The sequence below is a fragment of the Rhizohabitans arisaemae genome (genome assembly GCF_025996515.1).
GTDB classification, from domain to species: Bacteria; Actinomycetota; Actinomycetes; order Streptosporangiales; family Streptosporangiaceae; genus Rhizohabitans; species Rhizohabitans arisaemae.
In genome coordinates, this window is sequence record NZ_BLRH01000034.1 from 49,503 (window position 1) to 64,625 (window position 15,123).

Sequence of the window (15,123 nt, forward strand, 5' to 3'; positions counted from 1 at the left end):
GATGTTCATGTATCGCTGAACATCTTCGAAGCTACATTGCATTCATGATTTGGTCAATATGCAAAGAAGGTTTGATTTGCCTGCTCAGCCACAGAAAATAACCTACATTGCAATGAATATGACACTGAATGCAATTGGCGATCGGGACTTGTATTGCAATGGGCTTGGAGTGAATGCATACGGCGCGGCGGGGTTCGCGCGCCGGGCCCGCGCATGTCGGCGGATGGGAGACGAGCATTGATGCCCGGAGACGGACTCACCTTCGAGGGCCGTCGGCACATCGCCGCGGGGCCGGCCGAGGGGCTCGGTCGGCGTCTCGGGCGGCCCGCCTCGACGCTCCTAGAGCAGGGCTGGTCGTCTGGGTCGAGGGCTCCGGCGGTCTTTCGCGCATTGCAGCGGGGCGGGATCGCCGTCGTCGGCACCCCGTTGCCGATCACAGGCGCCGGTATGAACAAGATCAGCCAACGCCGGGACGGCCGCCGGGGCGATCCGTTCGGTCAGCTGCGGACTGCGTGAGGCGGTGACGATCCGGTCTCGGGCCTGCAGGACCGCATGGGTGAGGGCCTCGCCCAGGGCTCGGCCGCCCCCGGTGAGGAGCCGCTTACGACGGATCTCCACCGTGATGCCGGTGGCCCGGAGGGTGCGGCCGCCGACTCCGCCGGTTTGTGCGCGAAGACGCCCTGGGGGCGTGGATTGAGGATCACGGGCCTGCCCGCCTTTCGGCACCGGCGGGAGCCACCCACTCCACGAGCTGGACCACGACGCCGCCGGGGTCGGTGAGTTGGAACAGCCGGTCGCCCCAGGGCTCGTCACGCAAGGGCATGGTGATGTTGGCACCCTCCCGTCGCAGACGCCGGTACTCGGCGTCAAGCCCGGTGACCGTGAAGGCCAGGATCATCCCTGCGGGTCGTTCATAGCGCCGCTCGTCGGGCAGCACCTGGCTTCCGCGTTTCAGCAGGACCACGTCGCCGGCTGCGTCGTCACGGGCCAGGGAGACGAAAGCATGATCGGCGATGACCTCGCGAAAGCCCAGGTGAGTGGTGAAGAAGGCGCTGGAGGCCACCACGTCGTCAACGGTCAGCGTCACCGTGGTGGCGATGATGTTCACTGATTTCTCCTCTCCCCGTTGACCCCCGAAAGGGGGTGTTTCGGATGGGTCAATCTTCAACCTGCGTCACTCGGGCATCAACGCCAGAACTGGCTATGATCCGATTAGTCCGACTCATAAATCAGATAGGGAGCGGTGTGGAGCTTCGCGAGATCGAGATCTTCCTGACTCTCGCCGAGGAGCTGCACTTCGGCCGCACCGCCGAACGGCTGCGCCTCACCCAAGGTCGCGTCAGCCAGGCGATCAAGAAGCAGGAGCGCCTCATCGGCGCCGCCCTGTTCGAACGCACCAGCCGCAAGGTGGCCCTCACCGAGATCGGCCGGCAGCTCTACGCCGACCTCAAGCCCGTGCAGAGCAGCATCGACGTGGGCCTGGAGCGCGCAAAGCTGGCCGCCCGAGGCAAGACCCGGGTGCTGCGCATGGGCCTGAGCCCGTTCAACCTGGCGGATTTGCGCACCCGCTTCGACGCCTTCACCCAGCGCCATCCGGACGTCGACGTGCGTTTCAGCCACGTCGAATTCGGCGACGGCTTCGGGCCGCTGCGCAGGAACGAGATCGACATCGCGCTCTTGTGGCTGCCGATCAGGGAAGCGGACCTGACCGTCGGCCCCGTCCTGTTCACCGAGCCGATGGTGCTGGCCATGTCGAGCGGCCACCGTCTGGCGGGCCGTGAGTCGGTCAGCCTGGAGGACCTCGGTGACGAGGTCGTCGCAGGCGGCATCACCCCCGACTACTGGCGTGAGGCGATCGTCCCCGCACGCACGCCCGGCGGCCGCTTGATCGAGGTCGGCCCGGTCGTCGACAAGTGGGCCGACATGCTGCCGATCCTCTCCAACGGAGAGGCCGTCTCGCCCATCCACGCCCACGCCGTCCGTTACGCATCACGCCCCGACCTGGTCTACGTGCCCATCCACGACGCGCCCTCGGCCCAATGGGCCCCTATCTGGCGCACGGCGGCCGAATCCGATCTGATCCTGGACTTCTCCCGAATCGTCCGAGACATGGGCACATTGGCTCTGTGACCTGCCGCAAGAGAGGTAGCGCAGGAGCTTGTCCGACAGGCCGTCCGATTGTTCGCGGAGAAAGTCGATGCGACCGAGCGGCTCCCGTCCCGCCTCTGATGAATCCTTCGGTTCCATAGGACTGCGTCGGCGTGATCGCCGACTCTGTCGGGGGACACCTGGGGCCGTAGTCGGCGATCATTTGAGACGAACACCGGTTGGTGTCGGTACGGGCTGCGCTCGGGCCCTGATCTACCGCCACCTCGATCCCGGCAAGCCGGTCTCGGCGTAGGAGGAGCACGGTGCTGCTTCGGTCACCTACTACGGCGGCAAGGCCAAGCTGAGCTTGTTCTGGAAATCTGGAGCGATCTCGCGAGCGCCAAGGTTAAGGTCACGTTGGCGGAGCGGTGCGGCGGAGCCGTTTCACCACAAAGGCGAGTAGCCCGAGGGCGGCCAGCGTGAAGACCGCGTTGCCTATGAGGTCCACATTCGCGGGCGCCGGGAAACTAGGCGCCTGCCGGAAGCTGTGCCAGGCGTAGGTGACCAGGCCGGCGGCGCCCAGGGCGAACCTGTGCCAGGGTCCCCAGCCCGTGCGCCGGGACCAGCGCAGGATGAGCAGCGTCATCGTGGCGTAGAGCGCGAGGTAGAAGCCGACCGTGATCCACGCGGGCACGACGGACTCCAGCTTGATCCCCACCATGGCGAGCAAGCTGGGGAGCCAGAACGCCGCCCCGGCCGCGATGGTGATCGCGAAGACGGTCCACGGGCCGGCCGGCGTGGCCGGGAGGAGGGGGCGGCGGAATCGAGCGGACAGGAACGCGGCGACGATCAGGGCGACGGCCGTGATCAGCGTCCAGGTGATCTGAGCGGCCGACAACGGGTAGACGGCCGGACCTGCCAGGGCGATGGGCACCGCGCCGCCCAGCAGGAACAGGACGGCCGACGCGGTGAGGCCGACCTTGCCGAGCCAGGGCGTGTCCGGCCGGCGTGAGCCCGCCTCCACCAGCGAGATCGGCACCGCGATGCTCCACACCCCGTGGATGGCCAGAACGAACACGGTCCAGTAGGCGCCGATGCCCAGTGCCGGAATGAACCCGTAGTCGAGCAACCGCAACCCGACATAGTCGGGATCGAACAGCGACCGGGTGAGCAGGCCCTCCTCGATCACGGCATAGGCGAGCCCGAGCAGGATGATCCCCGGCCACCCCAGCCCCCACCGGCGGGCGACCTCACGGATCAGCAGCGCGCCACCGCCATAAAGCGGAATCAGCCCGATGATCATCGGTAGGGCGTCGATGGCGATGTTGCCAAGTAGATACTCACCGACCAGCGGCGCGAGAACCAGCAGGCCAAGTGCTGGAAGAATGCGTTTGAACACGTCCACCCTCACCGGTTGTAGAGCCTGCGTGCGCACAGATAGCCGACCAGGGCGATGCCCGCGCTCCACACCGCCGCCGCCAGGAAGCCGGACCCGGCCGGACGCCCGGCCAGCAGCGCGCGCAGCGTCTCGATGACAGGGGTGGCCGGCTGGTGCTCGGCGAACCAGCGCAATCCGGTCGGCATCGACTCGGTCGGGACGAAGCCGCTGCCGAGGAACGGCAGCAGCATCAGCGGCATCGGCAGGTTGCTGGCCGTGGCCACGTTCTTGGTGGCCATGGCGAGTGCGACCGACAGCCAGGTGATCGCGAAGGTGAACATGGCCAGCACACCGACCACGCCGAGCCAGTCCGGCACCGAGGCGGGCGGGCGGAACCCGATCAGCAGCGCCACCGCGGTCACCGCGGCAATCGCGAGGAACGTCTGCACCATCGCCCCGAGTACATGCCCGGTGAGCACCGAGACGCGGGCGATGGCCATGGTCTTGAACCTGGCGATGATGCCCCCGGTCATGTCGGTGGCCACCGAGATCGCGGTCCCCTGCGCGGCCCCGACGATCGTCGTGATCATGATGCCGGGGACGAGGTAGCCGACGTAGGCGGCGCGGTCGGCGCCGATGCCCGCGCCCATGGTGCCGCCGAGGACGTAGACGAAGAGCAGGAGGAACACCACGGGCACGGCCGCGAACGTGAGGATGGGCGTGGGGTAGCGCCAGATGTGTGTGACCTGGCGCCGCAGCATCGTCGCCGAGTCGGTGATCGCTCTCATCGGGAGGGCTCCTTGGTCGAGGGCTCCTGGGTCAGGGTGAGGAAGACGTCCTCCAGGTCGGGGGTGTGCATCGACAGCTCGGCGACGTCGATGGCATGCGTGTCCAGCCACTCCAGGAGCTTTCTCAGCGTCCTGACTCCGCCGGAGTCGGGGATCTGGACGGTGAGCGCCGCGTCGTCGCCGGAGGTGGCGCCGACGTGGCCGGCCGCCCTGCGGTACCCGTCGGGGTCGGCGAAGCGCACGACGATGTGGCCGCCGGGCACCATTCGCTTGAGCTCCTCAGGGGTGCCCTCGGCCACCAGCCGGCCCTGGCTGAGCAGCGCGATGCGGTCGGCGAGTTCGTCGGCCTCCTCCAGGTATTGGGTGGTCAGGAAGATGGTCACGCCGTCCTGCCGAACCATGTCCCTGACGATCTGCCACATGGTGCGGCGGCTGCGCGGGTCCAGGCCTGCGGTCGGTTCGTCGAGGAAGATGAGCCTGGGCGTGCCGACCATGGTCATGGCGAGGTCGAGCCGGCGGCGCATGCCGCCCGAGTAGGTGACCGCGGGTTTGCGCGCGGCGTCGGTGAGGTCGAAGCGCTCCAGCAGTTCGCGGACACGCCTGCGGCCCTTGGCGCGGCCGAGGTGGAGCAGGTCGGCGATGAGCCGCAGGTTCTCCTCGCCGGTGAGGAGGCCGTCGACCGCGGAGAACTGGCCGGTGACGCCGATCGCGGCACGCACCTCGTCGGGTTCCTTGGCCAGGTCGTGCCCGGCGACCCAGATCTCGCCCGCGTCGGCCTTGATCAGGGTGGACAGGATCTGCACGGTGGTGGTCTTGCCCGCGCCGTTCGGGCCGAGCAGCGAGAAGACGGTGCCCTGCGGGATGGTGAGGTCGATGCCGTCCAGGACGCGGTGGGCGCCGTAGGACTTACGCAGTCCCGTCACCGAGACGAAGGTCCGCATCGCGTTCACCCCCGATCCCAGGTGACGGGCAGGTCAGCTGCTCCTGCGCGCAGGGCGGTGAGCGAAGGAGCGGGATCGAAGGGACAGGCGGGTGAGCGGTCGAGGGACGGAGTGATCGGCTCATCGCGATAGTACGTGTTCATCACAATTGAAAGCTACGTTGCTTTCAGAAATTCTGTCAATCAATCGATGTGCATAATTGCAGGTCAAACCCGATAAATTGATGCGTTGGCACTGAAGCTGAATGCACAGAAACATTGCATTGTGTGGCGCCGAACGCAATAGTGGTGTCATGTCAGAAGGAAGGTTGACCCTGCAGGACCGCCGGCGCATCGCGACCGGCCTCGCCGAAGGCCGCTCCTACGCCGAGATCGCCAGGCGGCTGGACCGGCCGACCTCGACGATCAGCCGTGAGGTCGGCCGCAACGGCGGCCCCGGCGACTACCGCCCCGAGCGGGCGCACCAGGCGACGGTGCGGCGGGCGCGGCGCGGCACCCCGGCACGTTCGGCCGAACCCCAGGACTCCAAGGTCTTCGAGGTGGAAGCGGGAGCCGTCGAGATGGCGATCGGGATGGGCCTGCCGAAAATGATGGCGCGCGTGCTCATCGGCCTGTGGCTGAGCGAGGACGGCAGGCTCACCGCGGCCGAGCTGTCGCGCGGACTGACAGTCAGTCCCGCCTCGATCTCCACGGCGGTGGCCTACCTGACCCGGCAGGGGCTGATCAGGCGCGAACGTGATCCGCGGCGGCGGCGCGACATCTACGTGGTCGACGACGACGCCTGGTACCACTCGGCGGTGATCAGCGCGCGGCAGACGCTCGCGGCGGCGGAGACCGCCAAGGCGGCGGGGCAGACGCTCGGGCTCGACACGCCAATGGGACGCCGCCTGGCCGGGGGCGGTGCGTTCCTGGAGCGGATCAGCCTGGACGCTCTGGCGTCGGCCGAACGCTGGCGCGACCTCCCGCCGTGATCAGACCACAGGGGTTGCGCCCCGGACTTCCGCGGTAGTCGCCGCTACGACGGCAGAGCGACGGTGGTCTTCCACCCCCGTTCGGACAAACAGCGCTTTCCATGGCGCACTGACACGTTTCTTGTCGGCACCCCTACCAGGCGCGTGTTCTGGCGTGGTGTCGCCGGGGTACGGCCTGCGCCTGCCCGGTTCCAGCGCGTGGTCCGGCGCCTGAGCCGCTTGGGGCCGTACCGGGCATCCATCCGGAAATCGGATGGGCCCGGTTGTGTGGCTTCAGGCGGATCGGCCGGTGGTGCCGAGGCGGGGGAACGGGGCGGTGGAGAAGATCACCTCGACCGGCACCTCGAAGTGCTCGGCTATGCGCAGCGCCAGGTGCAGGCTGGGGCTGTACTCACCGCGTTCGAGGTAGCCGATCGTCTGGTAGTGGACTCCCAGGGCCTCGGCGAGTTCGCGCCGGGAGATCCCCCGTTCCGCCCGGAGCATGGCGATACGGTTGTGGATCACCTCACCGGACAACCAGCATCGCCTTCTCGCGTCGTGCGGCCACACTGGAACCGGACTCGCGCCGCGCCATCCGGCGGAGGAGAATCGGGGCGAGGACCAGGCCGAGCACGGCCCAGGCCCCGAGGACGCCGACGGTCTCCAGCGTGCGCCAGGACTCACCGATCTCCACCACGACCGCGGCCTCCGGCAGCAGCGCCGCGCGCATGCCGATTCCCAGCCAGTAGATCGGAAACACCTGTGCCACCCACTGCAGCCAGTCCGGCATCGACGTGATGGGGTAGAAGATACCGGAGATCGCGACCATGCCCATGACGGGCAGCATGAGCCAGCCGAGACTGCGGGGGCTGGAGGCGAGCGACCCGAAGGCCGCGCCGAGGGGCAGCGTGGCGAACAGGCCCAGCACCAGCACCCAGGCCAGGGTGAGCCAGGCGCCCACGCTGCCCGGGGCCAGACCGTCGACGAGGAAGCTTCCGGGGATCAGCAGGACGGCCACCGAGACGAGCAGCCCGCCGGCCACCGTGACGACTTTGCCGACCAGGTAGCCCTGCATCCCGCCCGGGGTGGCCTTGGCACGCAGCAGCGTTCCGTCCTCGCGTTCGACGGCGAGAAGCTGGCCCATGCCGACGAGGCCGTTGAACGCGATGCTCATCCCCAGGGCGCTCGGCAGCACCATGGCGCCGAGCTGGAGACCGCCGACGTCCAGGGTCGTGTCCCGCATGAAGTACAGGGTCACCAGGATCCCGATCGGCCAGAAGAGGTGGCCCCAGAGGTCCTGGGCGTTGGTCAGCGACTGGCGCAGCTCGATCATCCCCCGGGCCCAACCCAGCCGGAACACCGTGCCGTTCAGGCCGTTCATCGGGTCACCTCTTCCAGGGTGCGTGCGGTCACCTTGGTCCGGCCGGACTCGGCCTGCCGTACCAGCGTCATGTACGTGTCCTCCAGGGAGGCCCGGCGGACCTCAAGCTCGTCGATCGCCTCGCCGTACTGCTGGAAGAGTTCGTAGACGAACTTGGTGGACTCCGTCGTGGTGTGGACGAAACGCTGCCCGTCGCGGGTCCAGCGCACCTCGGCCTCACCCGCGATCCGCCGGGACAGCTCGTCGGCGGAGCCGTCGGCGATGATCCGGCCGCCGGCGAGGATCAGGATCCGGTCGGAGAGCTTCTCCGCCTCGTCCAGGTCGTGGGTGGTGAGCAGGATCGTGGTCTCGAAGCTGTCGGTGAGCCGGTGGATGAGGTCGTGGAACTCGCGCCGCGCCTCGGGGTCCATCCCCGCGGTCGGCTCGTCCAGGAACAGCAGCTCGGGGCAGCCGACGATGCCGATCGCGACGTCCAGCCGGCGCCGCTGGCCGCCGGAGAGCATCCGGATCCTCTTGTCGGCGTGCTCGGTCAGCCCGACCGTGTCCAGGAGCTCGTCGGCGTCCCAGGGGCGCCGGATCCGCTCGGTGGAGTACGGGGTGAAGTAGGCGCCGAGGTGGACCAGGAGCTCGCGCACCCGCCATTTGCTGTGGTCACGCCAGGATTGCAGGACCACCCCGAGCCTGGCCCGCCACTGCTCGTCGCCGTGGGCGGGATCGGCGCCGAGCACGTCGACCCGGCCCGCCGACCGCATGCGGAACCCCTCCAGGATCTCGATCGTGGTGGTTTTGCCGGCTCCGTTCGGCCCGAGCAGGGTGAGTACCTCACCTTGGCGGGCGTGGAAGGTCACATCGTGCAGGACGTCGTTCACGCCGTAGCGCATCCGCAGGCCTTCGACGTCGAGCACGGTCTGCCCACGCGTCGTCATGTTCTCCCCTCATCATGTGGATGCCACGGAATATAGCACTCCTACTATCAATCGGAGTATCCGTTTATCAGCCTCTAACGCGAAGGATGGCTTCTCCCCGCCACCCCTCGCAGGTTGGGAGACGGGCTATGGGGGCATGTCTTGAACGAATGTTCTGAACGAACGTTCAGAATCTCGGTAGGGTGAGGCGTCATGGGCCACCGGAACACATCACAGCGCTTCACCCACCTGCACGTCCACACCCAGTACTCGCTGCTGGACGGCGCGGCGCGGCTGAAGGACCTCTTCGCCGCGTGCCGGGAGCACGGCATGACCCACCTCGCCGTGACCGACCACGGCAACCTGCACGGTGCGTACGACTTCCACCGCCAGGCCACGGCGGCCGGGATCGTCCCGATCATCGGTATCGAGGCGTACGTCGCCCCGGCGTCACGCCGCGACCGGAAACGGGTCTTCTGGGGTCAGCCCCACCAGAAACGCGACGACGTCTCCGGCTCCGGCGGCTACACCCACAAGACGATCTGGGCGCGGGACAGGACCGGGCTGCACAACCTGTTCAAACTGTCGTCGGACGCCTACCGGAACGGCTGGTTCGTCAAGTGGCCACGGACCGACAAGGAGGCCCTCGCCGAGCTGGCCGGCGGCCTGATGGCCTCCACCGGATGTCCGTCCGGGGAGGTGCAGACCCGGCTGCGGCTGGGCCACGTGGACGAGGCGCTCAAGGCCGCCGCCGAGTACCAGGAGATCTTCGGCCGGGAGAACTACTTCCTGGAGTTGATGGACCACGGATTGGAGATCGAGACCAGGGTCCGCGACGGTCTGGTGGAGATCGGCAGGAAACTCGGCATCCCTCCGCTGGTCACCAACGACTCGCACTACACCTACCCGCACGAGGCCGACGCCCACGACGCCCTGCTGTGCATTCAGACCGGCAAGACCCTCGCCGATCCCGGCCGTTTCCGGTTCGACGGCACCGGCTACCACCTCAAGCCGGCCGCGGAGATGTACGCGATGGACTCCTCCGACGTCTGGCGGGAGGGCTGCCGCAACACCATGCTGCTGGCCGAGCGCGTCGACACCACCGGGTGGTTCGCCAAGCGGGACCTGATGCCGCGCTTTGCGGTGCCAGGCGGCCACACCGAGGAGTCCTGGTTCAGGGAGGAGGTGGCCCGGGGGTTGCGCCGCCGCTTTCCCGGCGGAGTCGGGGAACGGTACCTGCGCCAGGCCGAGTACGAGACCGAGGTCATCCTCCAGATGGGGTTCCCCGGGTACTTCCTGGTCGTCGCCGACTTCATCATGTGGGCGAAACGGCAGGGCATCGCGGTCGGCCCGGGTCGCGGCTCCGCCGCGGGCTCCCTGGTCTCCTACGCGATGGGCATCACCGACCTGGATCCGCTGGAGCACGGCCTGATCTTCGAGCGGTTCCTCAACCCGGAGCGGGTGTCCCTGCCCGACGTCGACATCGATTTCGACGAACGCAGACGCGGCGAAGTCATCCGGTATGTGACCGAGAAGTACGGAGCCGACCGGGTTTGCATGATCGGCACATACGGCACCATAAAGGCCAAGAACGCCATCAAGGACTCGGCCCGCATCCTGGGGTACCCGTACGCCGTGGGCGACCGGATCACCAAGGCCATGCCCGCCGACGTGGGAGGCAGAGGGATCCCCCTGTCCGGCATCACCGACCCCGGCCATCCCCGGTACGCGGAGGCCGGTGAGGTCCGCGGCATGTACGAGACCGAGCCGGACGTCCGGAAGGTGATCGACACCGCGGTGGGTGTGGAGGGGCTGGTCCGGCAGATGGGGGTGCACGCCGCCGGGGTGATCATGTCCAGCGAACCGGTCACCGAGCACATCCCGGTCTGGGTCCGGCACACCGACCAGGTGACGATCACCCAGTGGGACTACCCCACGTGTGAGTCGCTCGGCCTGCTGAAGATGGACTTCCTCGGCCTGCGCAATCTGACGATCATGGACGACGCGGTCACGCTCATCGAGCGGACCTCGGGGGCCAGGCTCGACCTGCTCGCGCTGCCGCTGGACGACGCCCGGACCTTCGACCTCTTCGCCCGAGGGGACACCCTCGGGGTCTTCCAGTTCGACGGGAACGCGATGCGCTCACTCTTCCGGCTGATGAAGCCCGACCGGTTCGAGGACATCACCGCGGTGACCGCGCTCTACCGCCCCGGGCCCATGGCGATGAACAGCCACGTGAACTACGCGCTGCGCAAGACCGGGCAGCAGGAGATCACGCCGATCCACCCGGAGGTGGCGGAGCCGCTGAAGGACGTCCTGGACATCACGTACGGCCTGGTCGTCTACCAGGAGCAGGTGCAGAAGGCGGCCCAGGTCCTCGCCGGATACTCCCTCGGCCAGGCGGACCTGCTGCGCCGGGCGATGGGCAAGAAGAAGCCCGAGGTGCTGGCGGAGGAGTTCGTCCACTTCCAGGCGGGCGCCAGGGAGCGGGGGTACTCGGAGGCGGCCGTCCGGGCTGTGTGGGACGTCCTGGTGCCGTTCGCGGGATACGCGTTCAACAAGGCGCACGCGGCGGCCTACGCCCTTGTCTCCTACTGGACCGCCTACCTGAAGGCGAACCACCCGGCCGAGTACATGGCGGGGGTCCTCACCTCGGTCAAGGACGACAAGGACAAGATGGCGCTCTACCTGGGCGAGTGCCGCCGGATGGGCATCCGGGTCCTGCCGCCGGACGTGAACGAGTCCGACGCCGACTTCACCCCGCGCGGGACCGATCGGATCCGGTTCGGCCTGACGGCCGTCCGCAACGTGGGCCGGGGCGTGGTGGACTCGGTCATCGGCACCCGCGAGTCGAAGGGGAGGTACACGTCCTTCCCCGACTACCTGCGCAAGGCCGAGACGGCGGCCTGCAACAAGCGCGCCGTGGAGTCGCTCATCAAGGCCGGCGCCTTCGACGGGCTCGGCCACACCCGCAGAGGGCTCGGCGAGCACTTCGAATCGCTGATCGACAATGTGGTCGCGGTCAAGCGCAAGGAGGCCGAGGGGCAGTACGGCCTGTTCGGCGGCGACGACGGGGAGCGGGACGTCCCGATGCCCGGCCTGGACGTCGTCTTCTCCACGACGGAGTGGGAGAAGTCCCACCTGCTCGCCCAGGAGCGGGAGATGCTCGGCCTGTACGTCTCCGACCATCCGCTCGCCGGCGTCGAGCACATCCTGAGCGCCGGGACGGACACCTCCGTCGCGGCACTCGCCGGAGACCTTCCCGACGGGGCGGTCGTCACCGTCGGCGGCGTCGTCTCGGCCCTGCAGCGCAAGACGACCAAGCGGGGCGACCTCTGGGCGATCGCCACCGTCGAAGACCTGGGCGGCTCGGTCGACTGCATGTTCTTCCCCGCGGCGTACCAGCCGGTCTCCACCCTGCTCGCCGAGGACACCGTGGTGTTCGTCACCGGGCGGGTGGACAAACGTGAGGATGCTCCCCGCCTGATCGCCCTGGATCTCTCCGTGCCGGACCTGAGCGGCGCCGGATCGGAGGTACCGGTCCTGCTGGAGATGGCGGAATCCCAGATCACCCCGGGCTCGGTGCGGCACCTCAAGGAGAGTGTCCTCGCCCATCCGGGTACGCGGGAGATCCACCTCTACATCCGGGGGAGGCGGAAGACCACGATCATGCAGCTCGGCCACCGGATCGAGGACCGGCCGGAGTTCTGGGCCGACCTCAAGGCGGTGGTGGCCGTGAAGCGGCTCTCCCGTCCGCCGTCGTGATCGAATGCTCGGTGCGCGCGGATCCGGCCTGGATAGGGTGGCGGCCATGGGACATCGTGAAGAGCTGATGCGCGGGGCCCGGCGTTGCCTGGAGGAGCGGGGCTACGCCCGGACGACCTCACGTGATCTCGCCGCGGCCGCGAACGCCCCGCTCGGCACGATCAACTACCACTACGGCTCCAAGGAGGCCCTGCTCAACGCCGCGCTGATGGAAGCGCTCAACGAGTGGGGGGAGCGGATCGTATCCGGCCGACCGGCGCAGTCCCGGCCGGACGCCGGGAGCGTGGCGCGGTCGGCGGCGATGTGGGCGCAGGTCATCGACACGGTGGTGCGGGAGCGGCCGATGATCGTGGCGGCCGTCGAAGCCCACGCGCAGGCGGAGCGTTCCCCCGAGATCAGACGGCAGATCGCCGAGGCGTTCGAGAGCACGCGGCCACGGCTCGCCGCCGAGCTGCACGGCGACGACCTCGGGTGGGACGAGGAGACCACGCGCGCGGTCTCCTCGGTGCACATGGCGTTGATCGCGGGGCTGACGCAGCAGTGGCTGGTCGATCCGGAGCGGGCGCCGGGCGCCCGCGAGGTCGCCCTTGGGCTGCGGGCGATCGCGCGTGCGCTTGAATCCGGCGGCTGACCCGGCCGGCATCGCGATCAGGCCGGGTGTCGCGGTGGTGCCCGCCGTGATCACGGCGGGGGGCGTAGGCCGGACAGGGTGACCGCGACCAGGCGGCGGACCGCGTCCTCGGACGGCAGGGTACCCGCCGCGGTGAGGGCGTGCAGGCAGTAGCCCGCCAGCTCGCCGGGGTCCACGTCGCCCCGGATCTCGCCGCTGCCGGCTCCCTCGGCCACCAGGTCCCGGACGAAGTCCCGCAGATGCCGCTGGGCTCGGGCGATGTGCTCGCCGCGATGCAGGAGCGCGGCGAGTTCGGTGCCGTCGTGCCGGTGTGAGATGAGCGCGAAGGCGGTGAGCACGGCTTCGAGCCGCTCCCCGGGTTCCCCGGCCTGGTCCCGTACGTCGGCCAGGTGGGCCAGATGCCCGGTGACCTGGCGTTCGTGCCAGGCGATCAGGATCGACTCCACATCCGGGAAGTACTTGTAGAGCGTCGCGCGCCCGATCCCGGTCCGCTCGGCGATCTGCGACATCGTGACCGAGGTCAGCCCGTGCTCGGCGATGAGCGCCGCCGCGGTGTCCAGGGTCGCGTCGCGTACCGCCTGGCGGTGCGCCTCGATCGTCTCGTTCCACAGCTTCGGCACCCATTCATCATACGCAGCGACAAGATTGCGACACTATGCTTAAGTAGCGACAATGTGTCTCGCAAAAAGGAGCTCGCTATGACTCACTCGCCTCCCGGCACACCCCGCTGGGTGAAGTGGCTGGGCCTCGCGGTCGTCGCCCTGGTCCTGGGATTCCTCGCCCTGCACCTGGGCGGCGGCGGGATGGGGGGCCACGGCTGATGGCCGTCATGTCACCCCGCCTGCGCAAGTTCGCGCTCACCCTGCACGTCACGACCTCGGTCGGCTGGCTCGGCTCGGTCGCCGCGTTTCTGGCCCTGGCCGTCGCCGGACTGACCGCCCAGGACGCCACAACCATCGGGGGAGCCCAGGTCGCGATGCAGGTCACCGGCTGGTACGCCATCGTCCCGCTCAGCCTGGCCGCACTGGCGACCGGGCTGATCCAGTCGCTCGGCACCGTCTGGGGGCTGTTCCGGCACTACTGGGTCCTGGTGAAACTCGTGATCACGGTGCTGGCCACCGCCGTCCTGCTCATCCACATGCAGGTGGTGGACCGGGTCGCCATGGCCCCGGCGACGGCCGGAGGGGATTTCGCGCGCATGCGGGCCCAGCTGGTGGTCGACGCGGGTGCCGCCCTGCTGGTGCTGATCGTCGCCGTGGTGTTCTCGGTCTACAAACCCAAGGGCTTGACCCGGTACGGCCGCGGCGCCGTACGGCCCGGCGGTTCAGCCCGGAGCGCGAGCGCGGCCGCCGCAGGCTAACGCCGTCATCCGCCGCCGGGGTGGGTGAAAGGCGTGGTGACGGCAAGCTCGGCGAAGCCGAGCCGGCGCAGGATCGGCCGGCTCTCGGGGGACGCGTCGACCTGGAGGTAACGGAAGCCCCGGTCCGCGGCGAGCCCGGCCCGGCGGGCGACCAAGGCGCGGAACACGCCGCGGCTCCGCCATTCGGGAAGCGTGCCGCCGCCCCACAGGCTCGCGAAGTCGGTGCCCGCGTGAAACTCCACCCGTCCGGCCGCGATCGGGGTCCGGCCCGCAAGAGCCACGACGGCTTCCAGGGGCCGGGGGTGCGCCGTAAGGCCGGCGGCCACGATCCGGCCGAGGGCGGAGTGATCTCCGCCGAACACCTGGTTGTGCACGGACACCAGCGCGGCCACGTCCCCCTCGTCCTCGACGGCCTGGAACTCCACCCCGGGCGGTGGGGTCGCGTCACATGCGATTTCGGCGGTCTCGGCGACGAGCAGGGTCTCGGGTGGGTGGGTGACGAACCCCGCGGCGAGGAGCCTGCCGGGAAGGTCGGCGGGCCGGTCGTGGGAGTGGTGCTTCCACTCCCACGGGCCGGGCCACCCCGAGAACCGCCGGAGCTGCGCGGCGATCACCCTGTCGGCGTCCTCCGATTCGATCCCACACCAGGTCACCCCGCTCCACCCGCCGGGGGTCAGGACCCGGACGACGCCGTCCTCCCGTTCCACGTACCCGGCCGGGGTCTCGGGCGACGGATTCCGTCGAATCTGCTCGTCATAGGCTGCCAGCACCGTTCGTGGATTCATGGCGACACCCGATCGGATCGACCTCTCCGGGGGCAACCGGATTTCCCCGGTCCGGTACGGCGGGCGCCGGGCCGGCCGTGCCGGATCACAGGCCGACTGTCGAACCGGATCCGTCGCAAAGCCGGTTCGTCGAATTTCGGGATCGCGGCAAC

At 68.8% G+C, this 15,123-nt stretch carries 16 protein-coding genes; 7 read left to right on the plus strand and 9 right to left on the minus strand.

Features of this window, described 5'->3' with window-relative positions; all coding sequences use genetic code 11:
* Positions 1–240: 240 nt before the first annotated feature.
* On the plus strand, positions 241–516 hold the full coding sequence (locus RUR_RS15585; protein ID WP_283135771.1) for a hypothetical protein: 276 nt from the start codon (positions 241–243) through the stop codon (positions 514–516).
* Positions 517–700: 184 nt separating this feature from the next.
* Here RUR_RS15585 and RUR_RS15590 read toward each other — a convergent pair whose 3' ends face one another.
* Positions 701–1,108, minus strand: a complete 408-nt coding sequence (locus tag RUR_RS15590; RefSeq protein WP_283135772.1) for a VOC family protein — start codon at positions 1,106–1,108, stop codon at positions 701–703.
* Positions 1,109–1,245: 137 nt separating this feature from the next.
* On the opposite strand from RUR_RS15590, the gene RUR_RS15595 reads away from it, so the two are divergent.
* Complete coding sequence (locus tag RUR_RS15595) at positions 1,246–2,130, plus strand: LysR family transcriptional regulator (RefSeq protein ID WP_283135773.1); 885 nt, start codon at positions 1,246–1,248, stop codon at positions 2,128–2,130.
* Positions 2,131–2,500: 370 nt separating this feature from the next.
* On the opposite strand, the gene RUR_RS15600 is transcribed toward RUR_RS15595, so the two are convergent.
* The 3 genes from RUR_RS15600 to RUR_RS15610 are packed head-to-tail and all read right to left on the minus strand — an operon-like array spanning position 2,501 to position 5,195.
* Positions 2,501–3,487 (minus strand): hypothetical protein, encoded by a 987-nt coding sequence (locus RUR_RS15600; RefSeq protein WP_283135774.1) that lies wholly within the window; start codon positions 3,485–3,487, stop codon positions 2,501–2,503.
* 8 nt (positions 3,488–3,495) lie between these two features.
* Positions 3,496–4,254: an ABC transporter permease gene (locus RUR_RS15605; protein ID WP_283135775.1), complete on the minus strand. Its 759-nt coding sequence runs from the start codon at positions 4,252–4,254 to the stop codon at positions 3,496–3,498.
* Entirely contained in the window at positions 4,251–5,195 is a 945-nt protein-coding gene (locus RUR_RS15610; protein ID WP_283137036.1) for an ATP-binding cassette domain-containing protein, read from the minus strand. The genes RUR_RS15605 and RUR_RS15610 overlap by 4 nt, the downstream gene beginning before the upstream one ends.
* A 292-nt stretch (positions 5,196–5,487) precedes the next feature.
* Here RUR_RS15610 and RUR_RS15615 point away from each other — a divergent pair, with 292 nt between their 5' ends.
* Positions 5,488–6,165, plus strand: a complete 678-nt coding sequence (locus tag RUR_RS15615) for a helix-turn-helix domain-containing protein (protein WP_283135776.1) — start codon at positions 5,488–5,490, stop codon at positions 6,163–6,165.
* A gap of 273 nt (positions 6,166–6,438) precedes the next feature.
* Here RUR_RS15615 and RUR_RS15620 read toward each other — a convergent pair whose 3' ends face one another.
* Genes RUR_RS15620 through RUR_RS15630 form a run of 3 tightly spaced genes read right to left on the minus strand, consistent with a single transcriptional unit; the run spans position 6,439 to position 8,451 of the window.
* On the minus strand, positions 6,439–6,648 hold the full coding sequence (locus tag RUR_RS15620; RefSeq protein WP_283137037.1) for a helix-turn-helix transcriptional regulator: 210 nt from the start codon (positions 6,646–6,648) through the stop codon (positions 6,439–6,441).
* A 22-nt stretch (positions 6,649–6,670) separates the two neighbouring features.
* Positions 6,671–7,525, minus strand: coding sequence for an ABC transporter permease (locus RUR_RS15625; RefSeq protein WP_283135777.1), 855 nt, complete (start codon positions 7,523–7,525; stop codon positions 6,671–6,673).
* Positions 7,522–8,451 (minus strand): ABC transporter ATP-binding protein, encoded by a 930-nt coding sequence (locus RUR_RS15630; RefSeq protein WP_283135778.1) that lies wholly within the window; start codon positions 8,449–8,451, stop codon positions 7,522–7,524. Before RUR_RS15630 ends, RUR_RS15625 begins: the two co-directional genes overlap by 4 nt.
* Positions 8,452–8,643: 192 nt before the next feature.
* Here RUR_RS15630 and dnaE point away from each other — a divergent pair, with 192 nt between their 5' ends.
* Together dnaE and RUR_RS15640 are read left to right on the plus strand one after the other, a co-directional pair.
* Complete coding sequence (dnaE, locus tag RUR_RS15635) at positions 8,644–12,195, plus strand: DNA polymerase III subunit alpha (RefSeq protein WP_283135779.1); 3,552 nt, start codon at positions 8,644–8,646, stop codon at positions 12,193–12,195.
* Between the two features lie 46 nt (positions 12,196–12,241).
* Positions 12,242–12,826, plus strand: coding sequence for a TetR/AcrR family transcriptional regulator (locus tag RUR_RS15640; RefSeq protein WP_283135780.1), 585 nt, complete (start codon positions 12,242–12,244; stop codon positions 12,824–12,826).
* A gap of 50 nt (positions 12,827–12,876) precedes the next feature.
* Here the strand turns inward: RUR_RS15640 and RUR_RS15645 are convergent, their stop codons facing one another.
* Positions 12,877–13,446 carry a TetR/AcrR family transcriptional regulator gene (locus RUR_RS15645; RefSeq protein WP_283135781.1) on the minus strand — a complete coding sequence of 190 codons (570 nt, stop codon included), beginning with the start codon at positions 13,444–13,446 and terminating at the stop codon, positions 12,877–12,879.
* A 78-nt stretch (positions 13,447–13,524) separates the two neighbouring features.
* Between RUR_RS15645 and RUR_RS15650 the strand changes: the two genes are divergently transcribed.
* Both RUR_RS15650 and RUR_RS15655 read left to right on the plus strand, forming a co-directional pair.
* Positions 13,525–13,647 (plus strand): hypothetical protein, encoded by a 123-nt coding sequence (locus RUR_RS15650; protein WP_283135782.1) that lies wholly within the window; start codon positions 13,525–13,527, stop codon positions 13,645–13,647.
* Complete coding sequence (locus RUR_RS15655) at positions 13,647–14,186, plus strand: hypothetical protein (protein WP_283135783.1); 540 nt, start codon at positions 13,647–13,649, stop codon at positions 14,184–14,186. The genes RUR_RS15650 and RUR_RS15655 overlap by 1 nt, the downstream gene beginning before the upstream one ends.
* A 5-nt stretch (positions 14,187–14,191) precedes the next feature.
* On the opposite strand, the gene RUR_RS15660 is transcribed toward RUR_RS15655, so the two are convergent.
* Positions 14,192–14,971, minus strand: a complete 780-nt coding sequence (locus RUR_RS15660) for a GNAT family N-acetyltransferase (RefSeq protein WP_283135784.1) — start codon at positions 14,969–14,971, stop codon at positions 14,192–14,194.
* Positions 14,972–15,123 lie beyond the last annotated feature (152 nt).